The sequence below is a fragment of the Stenotrophomonas sp. GD03794 genome, assembly GCF_029842145.1.
Taxonomy (GTDB): domain Bacteria; phylum Pseudomonadota; class Gammaproteobacteria; order Xanthomonadales; family Xanthomonadaceae; genus Stenotrophomonas; species Stenotrophomonas riyadhensis.
Window position 1 is genome coordinate 24,952 of sequence record NZ_JAOCFV010000003.1, and the last position, 16,488, is coordinate 41,439.

The following is a 16,488-nucleotide window of genomic DNA, read 5'->3' on the forward strand; positions in this document are numbered from 1 at the left end:
GTGGCTCATGGAGCTTCTCCGCGAACGGTCGTTTCAGAGACGATGTAGTAGGGGCGCCGTTGCACATTGCGGAAGACCTGGCCGACGTACAGCCCCACAACGCCCATGGAGAACATCATCAATCCGCCAATCAGCCAGATTGCGGCGATGATCGAGGTGTAACCCGCAACCTGGATGTCGCCGTCCCACCATCGCCAGATGCTGATGGCCACCATGACGAAGGCGACCAGCGCGCAGAACATGCCAGTGCCGGCCACCATGCGCAGCGGCTTCTCCGAGTAACCCAGGGCGATGTTCATGGCCAGCCGCAACAGGCGCCGCAGGGTGTAGGACGATTCACCCTCTGCGCGCTGCTGGTGGCGTACGGGAAGCTTGCCCGTGCGGAAGCCGGCCCATTTCACCATCAGCGGGAACGAGCGATCACGTTCCGGCATTGCACAGACCGCGTCGATGACCTTGCGGTGGAAAATGCCGAAATTGGCCGTGGAAGGGTCCTGCGGCACGCCGGTCAGCCAGCCCAGCACCGCAAAGAACCCCCACGACGAGAGGCGCTTGAGCGGGGTGTCCATGCGCTGTATCCGCTGCGCGAACACGGCTTCAAACTGCTCATCCACCGCCTTGCGGTACAGGCCGGGAATTTCTGCAGGAACATCCTGCAGGTCGCAATCCATGACGACCGTCCAACGGCCCTGGGCATGCTCGATGCCGGCTGAAATGGCCGAGTGCTGCCCGAAATTTCGCGAGAGCTTCAGGCCCTTGAGCCAAGGCCGGCTGGCGGCCAGCTCCTCGATGCGCGGCCATGCGCCGTCAGGGCTGGCGTCGTCGACCAGGATCATCTCGAACGACACGCCCATGGATCCTGCCGCAGCCTGGACCTGATCGACGAGATCTTCCAGGCACCCTTTACAGCCATAGACAGGCGCGACGACCGACAGTTCGACCGGCGGCTGCGGAGGGGAAGGCGGAACAGCGGTCATGGAGTGGTGGGCCTCGGCGCCATCTTCAGGGAAATCGGAACCATCGCGCCGGCGCATCCGCCTGCAGGGGGTAAATCCGACAACGGAAGAGTATAGACGCCCGGGCAGGGTCCGGCATGACGGCGGCGGCGCAGGCGCCGCCGCCGTCGCTTGAGTCAGAGCGCCTTTTCCAGCTCCGGCAGGATCGCAAACAGATCCCCCACCAGGCCGATATCGGCAATCTCGAAGATCGGCGCATCGCCGTCCTTGTTGATCGCGACGATCGTGCCGGCATCCTTGATGCCGGTCAGGTGCTGGATCGCACCGCTGATGCCGACGGCTACATACAGTTCCGGCGCGATGATCTTGCCGGTCTGGCCGACCTGCAGGTCGCTGGGCACGTAGCCGGCGTCAACGGCGGCACGCGAGGCACCGACGGCGGCACCGAGCTTGTCGGCCAGCTGGAAGATGACCTTGAAGTTCTCTTCCGAACCAACACCACGGCCACCCGACACCACGCGCTTGGCGCTCTGCAGGTCCGGGCGGTCGCTGGCACCGGCGGCCAGGCCGACGAAGCGGGTGTGAGTCGGCAGGGCAGCATCGACGTTGGCCGCTTCGATGGCGGCGCTGCCGCCCTGGGCCGCTTCCGGCCACGAGGCGGCACGCACGGTGGCGACCACGATCTGGTCGGCCGGGGCTTCCACGGTGATGATCGCGTTGCCGGCGTAGATCGGGCGCTTGAAGGTGTGGCTGCCTTCAACGCTCATCAGGTCGGAGACCTGGTTGACGCCGAGCAGGGCGGCCACACACGGCATCAGATCCTTGCCGAAGGTGGTCGACGGGCCGAATACGTGGGTGTAGCCCTTGGCCAGCTGTGCGATCTGCGGCGCCAGCACCTGGGCGATGGCCTGCGCGTTGGCGGCATTGGCCACGGTCAGGACCTTGGCGACGCCGGCGATCTTCGCGGCTTCAGCGGCCACGGCGCGCGGGTCGGCAGCCAGCACCAGCACGTCGATGCTGGCACCGCTGATGGCGGCGGCGGCACTGACGGTCTTGGCGGTGGCGGCGTTGAGCTTGCCGTCGTGGTGCTCGGCGATGACGAGAATCCTGCTCATTACAGCAACCCCTTCTGCTTGAGTGCGGCAACCAGTTCGGCCGCGTCCTTGACCATCACACCCTTGCTGCGCTTGGACGGCGCGGCGTAATGGGTGGTCTTGAAGGTGTCGGCGGTTTCAACGCCGAGGTCGGCCAGCTGCAGGGTCTCCAGCGGCTTGGCCTTGGCCTTCATGATGTCCGGCAGCTTGATGAAGCGCGGTTCGTTCAGGCGCAGATCGGTGGTGACCACGGCCGGCAGATCCACTTCCAGCGTTTCCAGGCCGGCATCGACTTCACGGGTCACCGTGGCTTTGCCATCGGCAATTTCGAGCTTGCTGGCGAAGGTCGCCTGCGGGCGGCCCCACAGCGTGGCCAGCATCTGGCCAGTCTGGTTGGCGTCGTCGTCGATGGCCTGCTTGCCGAGGATCACCAGATCCGGCTGTTCCTTTTCGATCAGCTTGAGCAGGGTGCGCGACGCGGTCAGCGGCTGGATGGCCTGGTCGGTGACGACGTGGATGGCACGGTTGGCGCCCATGGCCAGGCCGTTGCGCAGGTGCGCCTGGGCGTCGGCCGGGGCGATGGTGGCAACCACGACTTCGCTGGCGATGCCCTTGTCGCGCAGGCGCAGGGCTTCTTCCAGAGCGATTTCATCGAAGGGGTTGGGGGACAGCTTGACGCCGTCGGTGACCACGCCGGAACCGTCCGGCTTGACCTGAATGCGGACGTTGTAGTCCACCACGCGCTTGTACGCGACGAGGATTTTCATCTGGTACGGGGTCCTTCAATAACGGGGAGAACGTCCGGTCCTGGAGCAGCAACCGGTTCGGGGGTGGGACCCCAATTCTAGCTGGCTTGAGGTGACCATGCGAATGCGTATGGTGGGGGCTCCGGCTGTTGCGATGCAGCAATGCAGTCGGCCTGAGTTCACTTGTGTGATCGCGTGTTACCGGAGGCCCGTTGTATCCTTCAACGTTGCATTGTCGTGGCCATGAAGGCCCCGTCCCACGAATCACGATCAGGAGAACAGGTAGTGCCCACATGGCTTGTAACCGGCGGCGCCGGATTCATTGGCGGTAACTTCGTTCTCGAGGCCGTCGCGCGCGGCGTCAAGGTCATCAATCTCGATGTGCTGACCTACGCCGGAAATCTGAAGACACTGTCCAGCCTTGACGGCAACCCGAATCACCTGTTCGTCCAGGGCGACATCGGCGACAGCTCCCTGGTCGCCCGCCTGCTGGCCGAACACCAGCCGGATGCGGTGCTGAACTTCGCCGCCGAAAGCCATGTGGACCGCTCCATCGACGGCCCTGGCGCGTTCATCCAGACCAACGTGGTGGGTACCCTGGGCCTGCTGGAAGCGGTGCGGGACTACTGGAAGGCGCTGCCGGCCGAACAAAGCGCGGCATTCCGCTTCCTGCACGTGTCCACCGACGAGGTGTACGGCACCCTGGGCGAGACAGGCAAGTTCAGCGAGACCACCCAGTACGCGCCCAATTCGCCGTACTCGGCATCGAAGGCGGCCTCGGACCACCTCGTGCGTGCGTTCCACCACACCTATGGGCTGCCGGTGCTGACCACCAACTGTTCGAACAATTACGGCCCGTACCACTTCCCCGAGAAGCTGATCCCGCTGGTGATCGCCAAGGCGCTGGCTGGCGAGCCGCTGCCGGTGTACGGCGATGGCAAGCAGGTGCGCGACTGGCTGTTCGTGTCCGATCACTGCGAAGCGATCCGTACCGTGCTGGCCAAGGGCCAGGTCGGCGAGACCTACAACGTCGGCGGCAATTCGGAAAAGCAGAACATCGAAGTGGTGCAGGCCATCTGCGCGCTGCTGGATGCGCGTCGTCCGCGCGAAGATGGCCAGCCGCGCAGCAGCCAGATCACCTACGTCACCGATCGCCCCGGTCATGACCGCCGTTATGCGATCGATGCTTCCAAGCTGAAGAACGACCTGGGCTGGGAGCCGGCCTATACGTTCGAGCAGGGCATCAGCTTCACCGTCGACTGGTACCTGGACAACCAGGAATGGGTCAACGGCGTGCTCGACGGCAGCTACCGACTGCAGCGCATCGGCACCACGGCCTGAACCCGGGAGACAACATGACGCAGCGCAAGGGCATCATCCTCGCCGGTGGCTCCGGCACCCGGCTGTATCCGATCACCAAAGGCGTCAGCAAACAGCTGCTGCCGGTGTACGACAAGCCGATGATCTACTACCCGCTCAGCGTGCTGATGCTGGCGGGCATCCGTGAAGTGCTCATCATCAATACCCCGCACGAGCAGGCGCTGTTCCAGCAGCTGCTGGGTGATGGTTCGCAGTGGGGCATGGACATCCAGTACGCGGTGCAGCCGAGTCCGGATGGCCTGGCCCAGGCCTACCTGATCGGCCGCGACTTCGTGGCCGGCAAGCCGAGCTGCCTGGTGCTGGGCGACAACATCTTCCACGGCCACGGCCTGCGCGAGGTGCTCAAGCGTGCCGATGAGCGCGTGGACGGTGCGACCGTATTCGGCTACTGGGTGAACGACCCGGAGCGTTACGGCGTGGCCGAGTTCGACACGAGCGGCAAGGTCATCGACCTGGTGGAGAAGCCGGCGAACCCGCGCTCGAACTATGCGGTGACCGGCCTGTATTTCTACGACGGCAACGCCAGCGATTACGCGGCTGAACTGAAGCCGTCGCCGCGTGGCGAACTGGAGATCACCGATCTCAACAAGCGCTACCTGGCCGAGGGCAACCTGCACCTGGAAGCACTTGGCCGTGGCTATGCGTGGCTGGACACCGGCACCCACCAGTCGCTGCTGGAAGCGTCCAACTTCATCGAGACCATCCAGACCCGACAGGGCCTGCAGGTGTGCTGCCCGGAAGAAATCGCGTTCGGCCAAGGCTGGATCAATGCCGAGCAGTTGGAAGCGCTGGCTGCACCGCTGATCAAGAATGGCTACGGCCAGTACCTGCACAAGCTCGCCCTGCGTGGAGTCGTTCCGTGAAAGTGATTGAAACCAAGTTGCCCGGCTGCGTGGTGATCGAGCCGGCCGTGTTCGGCGATGCCCGCGGTTACTTCTTCGAAACCTGGAACGCCGAGCGCTTTGCTGCACTGGGCCTGCCGGACCGTTTCGTGCAGAGCAACGTCTCCACCTCCGCGCAGGGCGTGCTGCGCGGCCTGCATTACCAGTGGCCGCGCCCACAGGGCAAGCTGGTCAGCGTGCTGGAAGGCGAAGTCTATGACGTGGCCGTTGACATCCGTCGCGGCTCGCCGACCTTCGGCCAGTGGGAAGCGGTGGTGCTGAGCGCGGAGAACAAGAAGCAGTTCTGGATTCCAGAGGGCTTCGCCCATGGTTTCGCCGTGCTGTCCGAGCGTGCGGTGTTCAGCTACTTGTGCACCGAGGTCTACCTGAAGGACTTTGATGCCGGCGTGCGCTGGAATGACGCGGACATCGCCGTGGACTGGCCAGTCAGCGCACCGACCCTGTCGACCAAGGACGAGAACGCTCCGTTCCTGAAGGACATTGCCGAAGACCGCCTGCCGGTCTACATCCCGTGACGGTGCTGGTGTTCGGCGGCAATGGCCAGGTCGGCCAGGAGCTGCTGCGCGCGCTGGCGCCGCTGGGCAAGGTGGTCGCAACGACCCGCAGCGGGCAACTGCCCGACGGAAGTGCCTGCGAAACCGCCGATTTCGGCCAGCCCGACAGCCTGCCGGCATTGCTGGATCGCCTGCAGCCATCGATGGTGGTCAACGCGGCCGCCTACACGGCGGTTGATCGTGCCGAGCAGGATGCCGAGGCCGCCTTCGTCGCCAATGCGGAGGCGCCGGGCATGATCGCGCGCTGGTGTGCGGCGCACGGCGTGCCGTTCGTGCATTACTCCACCGACTACGTGTTCGATGGCCAGGGCAGCGCGCCCTACCGCGAAGACGAGCCGACCGCGCCATTGGGCGTGTACGGCACCAGCAAGCGCGATGGCGAGGATGCGGTTCGCGCGGCCGGCGGTCGTCATCTGATCTTCCGCACGGCGTGGGTGTATGCCTCGCATGGCGCCAATTTCCTGCGCACGATGCTGCGGGTGGGCGCCGAGCGCGACCAGTTGCGTGTGGTAGCCGATCAGATCGGCACGCCGACACCGGCTGCGCTGATCGCTGATGTCACCGCGCAGGCACTGCAGCATCCGGGGCAGCTGTCCGGCACCTGGCATCTGACGGCCAGCGGTCAGACCAGCTGGCACGGGTTCGCCGAGGCGATCTTCGCCGAAGCGCTGGCGACCGGCGTGTTGGCGAAGGTGCCGACCGTCGAGGCGATTCCCAGTTCCGAGTACCCGACCCCGGCCAAGCGCCCGGCCTGGTCGGTGCTGGACAACCGCAAGCTGCAGCAGGATTTCGGCATCGTGCTGCCTGCATGGCAGGACGGCCTGAAGCGGGTGATGGCGGAGATTGCCTGACCCGGCAGGCGACGTGCCGACCAACGGTCGGCACCCACCACAGGGCGCCGGGTCAGCTGCGCCCGTAGGTATCCTCGAAACGCACGATGTCGTCTTCACCGAGGTAACTGCCGGACTGCACCTCGATCAGTTCCAGCGGTAGCTTGCCCGGATTGCGCAGGCGATGGGTCACGCCCAGCGGGATGTACGTGCTCTGGTTTTCGCTGAGCAGGATCACCTCGTCGCCGCGGGTCACCTCGGCGGTGCCGCTGACCACGATCCAGTGCTCGGCACGGTGGTGATGCATCTGCAGGCTGAGCGTACCGCCGGGCTTGACGGTGATGCGCTTGACCTGGAAACGCTCGCCGTTGTCGATCGAATCGTAGGCTCCCCAGGGGCGGTAGACCTTGCGATGCCAGGTGGCCTCGCTGCGGCCTTCAGCCTTCAGCTGAGCGACCACGGTCTTGACCTCCTGCATGCGGTCAGCCTTGCCGACCAGCACCGCGTCGTCGGTCTCGACCACGATCACGTCATCCAGGCCGACCAGCGCCACCAGGCGCTGTGCATAGGCATAGGTGTTGCGGCAGTCGATCGCGATCACGTCACCCTGATGCGCATTGCCATCGCCATCCTGCTGCGAGACATCGCGCAGTGCGGTCCACGAACCGACGTCGTTCCAGCCCGCGTCCAACGGAATCACCACGGCGTCTTCGGTTTTTTCCATCACGGCATAGTCGATGGAATCGGAGGGAACGGTGGCGAATGCCTCCTGGTCGAGGCGGGTGAAATCCGAATCGCGACGGGCCTGCTGCCAGGCCTGGCGGCTGCCGGCCAGCATGTCGGGCTGGAAACGCTCCAGCTCCTGCAGGTAACGCGAGGCCTTGAACAGGAACATGCCACTGTTCCAGTAGTACTGGCCGCTGCTGACGTAGCCGGTGGCGGTGTCCAGGTCGGGCTTCTCGACGAAACGCTCGACCGCGCGCAGGCCCTGGCCGTCGGCAGCCTTGATATAGCCGTAGCCGGTTTCCGGACCGGTCGGCACGATGCCGAAGGTGACCAGCTTGCCGGCCTCGGCAGCGCTGGCAGCAGCCTGCACGACTGCGCGGAACGCGGCCTCTTCAGTGATGACATGGTCGGAGGGCAGCACAAGCAGCAGCGCATCGGCGCCGTCGCGGGTTGCCTCCAGCGCGGCCACGGCGATGGCCGGGGCGGTATTGCGGCCGACCGGCTCAAGGATGATCGCAGCCGGCTCGGCGCCGACCTGCTGCAGCTGTTCGGCAGCGACGAAGCGGTGCTCCTCGTTGGCGATCACCAGCGGACCGTGCGCGGCGATGGGAGCGACGCGCTGCCAGGTGGCCTGCAGCATCGTCAGTTCTCCCGCCAATGGCAGGAACTGCTTCGGATACGCCTCGCGCGACAGTGGCCACAGGCGGGTACCGGAACCACCGGAGAGGATGACGGGCTGGATGCTGCTCATGCGTTCCTCGGTTACTGCTGGATGAGGCGGGAAATTTCGTCGGTGCGCGCCTGCATCAGCGCTGCGTCACCGCGGGCTTCGACGTTCAGTCGCAGCAGCGGCTCGGTGTTGGAGCTGCGCAGGTTGAAGCGCCAGTCGCCGAAGTCGGCGCTGATGCCATCGGTATGGTCCAGCGCCGGCGACTGCGCGGCGAAGTGCTCCATCACGCGTGCCACCGCAGCCTTGGCATCGGCCACCTTGAAGTTGATTTCTCCGCTGCAGGGATACGCCGCCATGCGGTCTTCGACCCAGTCGGCCAGCGAGCGGCCGCTCTCGGAAACCAGTTGCGCGATCAGCAGCCACGGGATCATGCCGGAGTCGGCATAGGCGAATTCGCGGAAGTAGTGGTGAGCGCTCATTTCGCCGCCGTACACCGCATCTTCGGCGCGCATCTTTTCCTTGATGAAAGCGTGACCGCTCTTGCACAGCACCGGCACGCCGCCTGCCTGTTCAACCATTTCCACGGTGTTCCATACCAGCCGCGGGTCATGCACGATCTTGCCACCGGGATTGCGTGCCAGGATGGCCTTGGCCAGCAGGCCGACCAGGTAATAGCCCTCGATGAAGCGGCCGGTATGGTCGAAGAAGAAGCAGCGGTCGAAGTCGCCGTCCCAGGCAATGCCGAAGTCGGCGCTGTGTTCGCGCACTGCATCGGCGGTGGCGGCGCGGTTTTCCGGCAGCAGCGGGTTGGGAATACCGTTGGGGAAGTTGCCATCGGGTTCATGGCAGATGCGGATGAACTCGAACGGCAGGTGCGGTGCCAGCAGGTCGACGATGGCACCGGCACCACCGTTGCCGGCATTCACCACCAGCTTCAGCGGCTTGAGCTTGGCGGCGTCGACGTAGCTCAGCAGATGCTGGATATAGGCGCTCTTGTCATGCTGGGCGGTCTGCCCGGCGCTCGGCGGCTGGGCCTCGGACGCATCGGCGGCGACCGCATCGGAGATCGCGAACAGGCCGGTATCGGAGCTGATCGGACGGGCGTTCTCCTTGACCAGCTTCATCCCGTTATAGTCCATCGGGTTGTGGCTGGCCGTCACCATCACGCCGCCGGCTGCGCCGAGGTGATCGGTCTGGAAGTAGACCTCTTCGGTACCGCACAGGCCGATGTCGATCACCTCACGACCGGTACCACGCAGGCCTGCGGCCAGTGCATCCTGCAGCGCCGGGCTGGTCAGGCGCACATCGTGGCCGAGGACCACCGGGCCGGGAGCGAGCTGCGCGGCCAGGGCGACGCCGATGCGGCGGGCCAGGTCTTCGTTCAGTTCTTCCGGCACGCGGCCGCGGATATCGTAGGCCTTGAAGGCGGGCAGGGGCATCGATCAGATCCTTTGTGAGCTCAGCCCTCAATTGTAGTCCCAGTCCCGTTTGGGAATCGTTTCCATCGGAGAACGCCACCTGACTGGCGCCCCGGATCAGGCCTGCGGTGGTCGCCGGCCTGGCCGGCGGGTGCGCTTGGCCGGCAGGCCCGGCAACGGCGCCAGCAGCGCCTGGACGTCCTCCTCGCTGAAACGTGGCCCCGTGCTGCCGCCGCCTTCCAGAATCGAGTCGGCCAGCAGGGCCTTGCGTTCCTGCAGTTCGGCAATCCGTTCTTCGATGCTGCCTGCGGCGATCAGCCGGTAGACGAACACCGGCTGCTGCTGGCCGATCCGATGGGCGCGGTCACTGGCCTGGTTTTCGGCGGCCGGGTTCCACCAGGGATCGAAGTGGATGACGGTGTCTGCAGCAGTCAGGTTCAACCCGACGCCACCCGCCTTCAGGCTGATCAGGAACACGGGTACCTCGCCCTGCATGAAGCGCTGCACCGGCGTGGCCCGGTCCTGGGTATCGCCGGTCAAGGTCACATAGGCCAGTCCCAGATCGTCCAGCGCCTGCGCGATCAGCGAAAGCATGCCGGTGAACTGCGAAAACACCAGGATGCGCCGGCCTTCCTCGACCATCGACGGCAGCATCTCTCGCAGCAGCTCCAGCTTGGCCGAGCCGGCATTGCGTGCCGGGGCGTCGCCCGGCAGCAGGCGCGGATCACAGCAGACCTGACGCAGCTTCAGCAGCGCATCCAGCACCCTGATGTGGTTACGCGCCAGTCCGCTGTCGCTGATCGCCTCGCGGACCTGCTTTTCCATCGCGGCACGCACGGTCTCATAGAGATCACGCTGCCCGCCCTCCATCGCTACCGCGCGGGTGATGAGGGTCTTCGGTGGCAGTTCGGCGGCGACCTGGTCCTTGCGCCGGCGCAGGATGAAGGGGCGCAGCCGCTGCGCCAGCAGCTGGGCTCGGCGGTGATCGCTGCCGCGCTCGATCGGGTGGCGCCAATGCTGGTTGAACTGTTTTTCGTTGCCGAGCAGGCCGGGCAGCAGGAAGTCGAACTGCGTCCACAGTTCGCCGAGGTGGTTTTCCAGCGGCGTGCCGGTCAGGCACAGCCGGTGACGCGCCTGCAGCGTGCGCAGGGTGATTGCGGCGCGCGACTTTGGATTCTTCACCTGCTGCGCTTCGTCGAGGATCAGCAGGTGGTAGGCATGGGCCTTCAAGGCCTCTTCATCACGCCAGAGCAACGGATAGGTGGTGATCACCAGGTCATGCTCGGGGATGGACGCGAACGAAGCTTCACGCCCGGGCCCATGCAGGGCCAGCACGCGCAGGCCCGGTGTGAAGCGCGTCGCCTCGCTCTGCCAGTTGTGCAGCAGTGAGGTCGGCACCACCAGCAGCGCCGGCCGGTCCAGGCGGCCACCTTCCTTCTCGACCAGCAGGTGGGCCAGGGTCTGCAGGGTCTTGCCCAGCCCCATGTCATCGGCCAGTACGCCGCCCAGGCGCTGCTGCCGCAGGTACTGCAGCCACGACAGGCCTTCGCGCTGATAGCCACGCAGCGTCGCCAGCAATCCGGCCGGTGGTGCCACGTCTTCCGGCGCAGGCGCCTGCAGCAGGCGCTGTACGAGTGCCTGGGTGTCCCCGTGGCCCCGGAGCCGCAGGTGTGCGTCGTCCTGCAGCGCCTGCAGGCGACCGCGGTCCTGCGTCGACAGCCGTAGCGGCGCGCCGCGCTGGGTAAACAGATCGGCGAGCAGGGCAATGACTGGCTTCAATCGCGATGCCCGCAGTGCCAGGCGCGTGTTGCCGCCGGCAGTCAGCAGGATGTTCTCGTCATCGCCAATCGCGTCCAGCTGCGCGCGCGACCAGCGTGGGTCGGCGTGCAGCACCTGCTGGAGCAGCGGAAGCATGGGCACGTTGTGGCCGTCCACCTCGATCTCGAGGCCCAGATTGAACCAGCCCCCGTCCGTCGGGTCCGCCTGGATGTCCAGGTCGATCTCATCCACCCGGGTGATGCGATGGCGGAAATCGTCGTCCGTCTCTACCTTCCAGCCCAGGGCCTCCAGCCGCGGTACGTCGTCCAGCAGGAAGCGGGTCCAGTCGAAACTGCGCAGTTCGAACAATGGGCCGGCGCCGTCCAGGACGATGCGTGGCTGTCGCTCACGGTGCAGATGCACGCCGCGCAGTTCATCTTCGCGTCGTGCCTCCTCGTGAAGGTCACGCGGCAGCAGGTAGAGCTGGCCCTGCGGGCCATGCACAAACAACGACGGGTCGTCGAGAAAGCGCACGTGCTCGTCGTACTCGAACGCGATGGTGGCGACGTCCAGCCACTGCGAAGGATCACGCTCGGTGAGCCAGTCGGGACGGTACTCCAGGCTGTGCAGATGGAGGATCGGCGTCATCGCCTGGATCGGCAGGGTTGGCAGCGTCGGATGCGCAGCGGGACGTAGCGGGCCCGAGTCGCCCTCCAGTGACGTGTCCAGTGCAGCCAGCAGGACGGAAGCGACGTGCTCGCAGTGGCCCCCCACCGGGCAGGTGCAGCGACTCTGAAGAGGGCTGTAGGGTGCGCGGGCGCTGGCGTCCAGGTCGATGGCCACCTGCCAGGTTTCCACCTGCGCGGTCAGCAGCGGTGCCCGGTAGTGCAGTTCGTGCACGGCACCTGCGCGTTGCCTGCCTCTTTCCAGTGTCCCGGCATCCAGCCAGCGGGACAGTTCCCCTCCGGTGAATACTACGGCCATGCGTCGTCCTGTCCTCTCCATCTGCGGCACGCGTTGCCAGGGGCACCGCAAGCGGGGAAGGGGACATTCTACGGAAAGGCGGCCGCGCATACCGGTTCATGCTGCGGCGCACCCCAGCCGGCAACGGGTGTGCCGCTAGAATGGCAGCATTCTCACCGGGTAGGGCAGTAGAGATGCAGCAATCGACTTCCACCGGCAAGCGCGGCAAGCGCTTCGCCAGTGCGGCGGAGGCCCTGCAAGGGGTGGTCGCCGATGGCCAGACGCTGGCCGTGGGCGGCTTCGGCCTGTGTGGCATTCCCGAGGCGCTGATCGCCGCGCTGCGCGACAGTGGCGCCAAGGGCCTGACCGTGATCTCCAACAATGCCGGCGTCGATGGTTTCGGCCTGGGCCAGCTGCTGGAAACCCGGCAGATCAAGAAGATGATTTCGTCCTACGTGGGCGAGAACAAGGAATTCGAGCGCCAGTTCCTGGCTGGCGAGCTGGAGCTGGAATTCAATCCGCAGGGCACCCTGGCCGAGCGCCTGCGTGCCGGCGGCGCGGGCATCCCGGCGTTCTTCACTGCCACTGGCTACGGCACGGTGGTGGCCGAGGGCAAGGAAACCCGCGAGTTCGACGGCAAGCACTACGTGATGGAGACCGCGCTGCGTGCCGATGTCGCGCTGGTCAAGGCGTGGAAGGCCGACGAAGCGGGCAACCTGGTGTTCCGCAAGACCGCGCGTAACTTCAACCCGGCCTGTGCGATGGCCGGCAAGGTCTGCATCGTGGAAGTGGAGGAGGTCGTGCCGGTCGGCGCCATCGATCCGGACCAGGTGCACCTGCCCGGTATCTACGTGCATCGGATCGTGCACAACCCGCATCCAGAAAAGCGTATCGAACAGCGCACCATCCGCGCGGAGGGCAACTGACATGGCGTGGACCCGCGATGAGATGGCGGCACGCGCCGCCCGCGAACTGACTGATGGCGCCTACGTGAACCTGGGCATCGGCCTGCCGACCCTGGTTGCCAACCACATCCCCGAAGGCGTGGACGTATGGCTGCAGTCGGAGAATGGCCTGCTCGGTATCGGCCCGTTCCCGACCGATGCCGAAGTCGATGCCGACCTGATCAACGCCGGCAAGCAGACCGTGACCGCACGCGCCGGTGCCAGCTACTTCGGCAGCCACGACAGCTTCGCGATGATCCGCGGCGGCCACGTCAACCTGGCCATCCTCGGCGCCATGCAGGTCACCCACAAGGGCGACCTGGCCAACTGGATGGTGCCCGGCAAGATGGTCAAGGGCATGGGCGGCGCGATGGATCTGGTGGCCGGCGTGCAGCGCGTGGTGGTGCTGATGGAGCACACCGCCAAGAACGGCGAGCACAAGATCCTGACCGAATGCACGCTGCCGCTGACCGGTGTGGGCGTGGTCGACCGCATCATCACCGATCTGGCCGTGTTCGACGTCACCGACAAGGGCCTGTTGCTGGTGGAAGCGGCGCCGGGCGTCAGCGATGACGAGTTGAAGGAAAAGACGGGCGTGGCCTTTCAGCGCTAGTCCTGAGGGCTCGCGCTGACTGTACCGCGTCCGGTGAACGCGTCTTCGGTGGCGAGTTGGGCAAGTACAAGGTCGGCATTCCATCGCCCACTGCCCAGACATTGGAGTGGAACCTGGACGCCCTCGGCGTCCAGGTTCAGCTCGGCGATGTCCTCATGGAGCGTATGGCAGGTTTCTTCGATGAAGGTCAGCGTCCCGGTATGGACCTCGGCGAGGATCTCCAGGGCAGCCGTTGGAAGTTCAACGGAACCGAAGCGGGGCGTATTCAGGCCCTCGCTGCTTTCAGTGAAGCCGTTGAACTGGCCGTGCGGAGCTGCCAGCAGTGACTCCAGCAGCAGGTCGTTGGCAAGGATGGGGGAGTCTGTTTCGTTGCCGCCATTGCGGCCGTCGAAGTACCGTGCCTCGGCCCAGCCCTGCGATGCCAGTGCGCTGGCGCCTGCGCGCAGGGCCATGTAGCAGCCGCCCAGTGGTGTGCCGAGCAGGCGCGCGAGGTTGCGCTGGATGCTGCCGGCGTAGCCCACGTCGATCACCATTGGCGTCGATGAGCCGACGGTACGGGCCCAGTACGCCTGATAGACCTTGCGATGGCGGGCAGCCAGCGACAGAAGTGCATCCCTGACCGGGTGCAGCCAACGCTGTACCTCGTCGGCCATTTCCGGCAGAAAGACGTCGCGCTCCATCAGCGCCGGCTGCAATGCCGCCACCCGTGCCACGGCATCTTCGCCGAGTCGTGCCTGCAGCAGGCCGCGCAGCGACCCGTTGAACGTACCCTGCATGAGCAGTGCAAGATCTGAGGCATCGAGCTGTGCGGGCAGCAGCGTCGCCCGACGCGACGCCAGAAAATAGGTGCTCTTGATCCTGGCGGCGAACGGGTGTGCGGCCTGCAGCCGGGTGAATGCCTGCTCCAGCAGATAGCCTTCGCGGCTCAGGAACAGCAGGTGGTCCACCTCGCGGCGGCGAGCTACGTCGATGATATGCAGCAGGAAGTCCAGGACCAACGGGCCGAGTACCGTATAGCCCAGCGTATGTGCATCGAGCTGGGGACGACCGAGCAGCCGCTGCGGAGAGGTGTCGGCGATCGCAGCGAAGCTGTTTGCCAGCAGGCCGCGCCAAAGCTGCTCAGACCATGGTGCCTGGGTGCCCTGGGGATGGCGGAGCGGGCGAAGGCCCGGTACGACGTCCAGCAGGGTGACCGGCCGCAGCACGTGCACGGGCGTAAGCAGGCCGCCCAGCTGCGGCATCTGGATGTCGGCGTGTTCGTTGTCACCCACATGTAGCCAGCGGCCATCTTCGCGCCCTTCCTGACGCGCCAGCTGCTTCCAACTGTCGGCAGAGTCCTTGCGCAGGCCGGTCTCGCAGGAAATCCACCACCGCGAGATGAGCTGCTGCACTCGATCGGGCAGGACCTGCCGCATGTCGTCGCTGGATAGATACATGTCGGAGAACGCCGTCAGCGAAGTCAGCTTTGCATCTACAAGCGCTGTCAGCAGACCTTGCCGCGGCCGGAGTATCGCGCACTCATGCATTCGCTCGGCATTGGCAAGCATGCTCGCATCCACGCCAGGCAACGCGAGGCGCCCGGCAAGCTCGATGTGGATCTCGGAGAGGGAGGGGTCCCGCTGCAAGATTTCACGCAGGCAGCTTTCCGCATCGGCGCGATGCCGGGAGAAATCGCATATGCCCCATTGCCGCTCCAGTCGCCAAGCGAGATGTTCGCGGGCCGCGGCGGGTGTCAGGAACACGCGGGTGACCAGCGTATCGAAAATATCGACCGTGACCATGCGTGCGTCCAGCGCGGCTAGCGTCAAACGGTCAGACAGGCCGGTTTGAAGTGCCTCGCCGACATTACGTTCACCTTCGGCAGCAAGTGCCAGGCGACCATCGGGTGGCAGGATGCCCAAGCGGAAACCCTGGTGGCGGGCGATGACGCCAAACAGGCGCTCGACGGCGTGCTGCAGCGTTCCATCCACCTGGCCCTGTTCCACGGGGAAGGCATCCAGTGGAAGGTTCAGATCGTACAGCGGTCGCAGCGCATCGACTCGCGCCCAGAACATCGAGCCGGCGGGGAAGTCTATGTAACGCTGCGCATCCAGGGCGATTCCAAGTTTCTGCGCGAGTGCGTCGCACGCGGGGCCATTGCTCAGCCAAGTGTGCGCCCAGAGTGGAACACCGTCGTAACTTTCAGGATAGACCAGGCCCAGCTGTGGGTCGGCCTGGAAGGTGCCCAAGATCCAAGCGATGCGCTCACGTGAGCCCAAAAGGCTGTCTAACAGGTAGTGGCGCCACGTCTGCTGTTCGCTACCGGTATAGAGCGATTTCTTGGTGTGAATGTGGCACACCAGATCCAGTGCCTTGATCTCTTCGCGGAACGTTACTAATAGTGGAGCGATGTCGCGACCACGATTCTGGACTTGGCGGACAAGGAGGGTCTGGACGTTCGGAAGGCGCCCGAATGCCTCACGTGCCTGCGCTTCGGCTGCAGCGTCCATCACCGAGACCAGCAAGGTAAAGCGCAGTGGCATACGCGAGAGCGTGGTGGCGAACTCGTTGATCAGGTCTGGATAGAACACGTGCGCCATCACGCCCACACTCAACCGCAGCTGTTCCAGGGGGATCGGCACAGGCAGCGCAGGCGTATCGAAGGGTTCGCTGGCGCGGGTGCGGACGACGCTGGCCGAGCGCAGGCGCGCAATGAAACCGCGCACGCCCATTGCATGAACTACCTTCAGTGCGCGGAGCAGCACCGATCCCAGTCCAGCCATGCCACCGCCGTGGCGCTGCACCGACCGTCGCGCGGTGGCGAGATAGCGCCCCAGGCTCATGACTGGCCTCTGCGGGGCTGTGGAAGAGGCGGCAGGGGGGAGGGGCACGGCATCAGGTGCATTGGGCAGTGGCGCTGAAATGTCCCGTCATTCTCCGGTTTGCGCCTGAATC

13 protein-coding genes are annotated in these 16,488 nt (G+C 65.4%); 6 read left to right on the top strand and 7 right to left on the bottom strand.

Annotated elements, in window-relative coordinates; genetic code table 11:
- Positions 1 to 5 precede the first annotated feature (5 nt).
- The 3 genes from N5D91_RS02530 to N5D91_RS02540 form a co-directional block, all read right to left on the bottom strand.
- Entirely contained in the window at positions 6 to 1,034 is a 1,029-nt protein-coding gene (locus N5D91_RS02530) for a glycosyltransferase family 2 protein (protein ID WP_228756428.1), read from the bottom strand.
- A gap of 98 nt (positions 1,035 to 1,132) precedes the next feature.
- Complete coding sequence (locus N5D91_RS02535) at positions 1,133 to 2,071, bottom strand: electron transfer flavoprotein subunit alpha/FixB family protein (RefSeq protein ID WP_180855366.1); 939 nt, start codon at positions 2,069 to 2,071, stop codon at positions 1,133 to 1,135.
- Positions 2,071 to 2,817, bottom strand: coding sequence for an electron transfer flavoprotein subunit beta/FixA family protein (locus tag N5D91_RS02540; RefSeq protein ID WP_153856243.1), 747 nt, complete (start codon positions 2,815 to 2,817; stop codon positions 2,071 to 2,073). Before N5D91_RS02540 ends, N5D91_RS02535 begins: the two co-directional genes overlap by 1 nt.
- Before the next feature lie 264 nt (positions 2,818 to 3,081).
- On the opposite strand from N5D91_RS02540, the gene rfbB reads away from it, so the two are divergent.
- Genes rfbB through rfbD form a run of 4 tightly spaced genes read left to right on the top strand, consistent with a single transcriptional unit; the run spans position 3,082 to position 6,483 of the window.
- Positions 3,082 to 4,137: a dTDP-glucose 4,6-dehydratase gene (gene rfbB, locus N5D91_RS02545; RefSeq protein ID WP_164162104.1), complete on the top strand. Its 1,056-nt coding sequence runs from the start codon at positions 3,082 to 3,084 to the stop codon at positions 4,135 to 4,137.
- A 14-nt stretch (positions 4,138 to 4,151) separates the two neighbouring features.
- The gene (gene rfbA, locus N5D91_RS02550) at positions 4,152 to 5,039 is read left to right on the top strand and encodes a glucose-1-phosphate thymidylyltransferase RfbA (RefSeq protein WP_164162103.1); all 888 of its coding nucleotides are present in this window, start codon (positions 4,152 to 4,154) and stop codon (positions 5,037 to 5,039) included.
- The gene (rfbC, locus tag N5D91_RS02555; RefSeq protein ID WP_110710976.1) at positions 5,036 to 5,593 is read left to right on the top strand and encodes a dTDP-4-dehydrorhamnose 3,5-epimerase; all 558 of its coding nucleotides are present in this window, start codon (positions 5,036 to 5,038) and stop codon (positions 5,591 to 5,593) included. Before rfbA ends, rfbC begins: the two co-directional genes overlap by 4 nt.
- Complete coding sequence (gene rfbD, locus N5D91_RS02560; protein ID WP_180855367.1) at positions 5,590 to 6,483, top strand: dTDP-4-dehydrorhamnose reductase; 894 nt, start codon at positions 5,590 to 5,592, stop codon at positions 6,481 to 6,483. Before rfbC ends, rfbD begins: the two co-directional genes overlap by 4 nt.
- 52 nt (positions 6,484 to 6,535) lie before the next feature.
- Here the strand turns inward: rfbD and N5D91_RS02565 are convergent, their stop codons facing one another.
- The 3 genes from N5D91_RS02565 to N5D91_RS02575 all read right to left on the bottom strand — a co-directional run bounded on the left by N5D91_RS02565 (position 6,536) and on the right by N5D91_RS02575 (position 12,018).
- Complete coding sequence (locus tag N5D91_RS02565) at positions 6,536 to 7,939, bottom strand: mannose-1-phosphate guanylyltransferase/mannose-6-phosphate isomerase (RefSeq protein ID WP_180855368.1); 1,404 nt, start codon at positions 7,937 to 7,939, stop codon at positions 6,536 to 6,538.
- 11 nt (positions 7,940 to 7,950) lie between these two features.
- Positions 7,951 to 9,297, bottom strand: a complete 1,347-nt coding sequence (locus tag N5D91_RS02570; RefSeq protein WP_180855369.1) for a phosphomannomutase — start codon at positions 9,295 to 9,297, stop codon at positions 7,951 to 7,953.
- A gap of 96 nt (positions 9,298 to 9,393) precedes the next feature.
- Positions 9,394 to 12,018 carry a DEAD/DEAH box helicase gene (locus N5D91_RS02575; RefSeq protein ID WP_180855370.1) on the bottom strand — a complete coding sequence of 875 codons (2,625 nt, stop codon included), beginning with the start codon at positions 12,016 to 12,018 and terminating at the stop codon, positions 9,394 to 9,396.
- 173 nt (positions 12,019 to 12,191) lie between these two features.
- Here N5D91_RS02575 and N5D91_RS02580 point away from each other — a divergent pair, with 173 nt between their 5' ends.
- Positions 12,192 to 12,923, top strand: a complete 732-nt coding sequence (locus tag N5D91_RS02580; protein ID WP_012509993.1) for a CoA transferase subunit A — start codon at positions 12,192 to 12,194, stop codon at positions 12,921 to 12,923.
- A gap of 1 nt (position 12,924) precedes the next feature.
- A complete protein-coding gene (locus N5D91_RS02585; RefSeq protein ID WP_153856250.1) occupies positions 12,925 to 13,554 on the top strand; it encodes a CoA transferase subunit B in 630 nt (209 codons plus the stop codon).
- Here N5D91_RS02585 and N5D91_RS02590 read toward each other — a convergent pair.
- Complete coding sequence (locus tag N5D91_RS02590; protein WP_228756429.1) at positions 13,551 to 16,376, bottom strand: rhamnan synthesis F family protein; 2,826 nt, start codon at positions 16,374 to 16,376, stop codon at positions 13,551 to 13,553. The genes N5D91_RS02585 and N5D91_RS02590 overlap by 4 nt on opposite strands.
- Between the last annotated feature and the right edge of the window lie 112 nt (positions 16,377 to 16,488).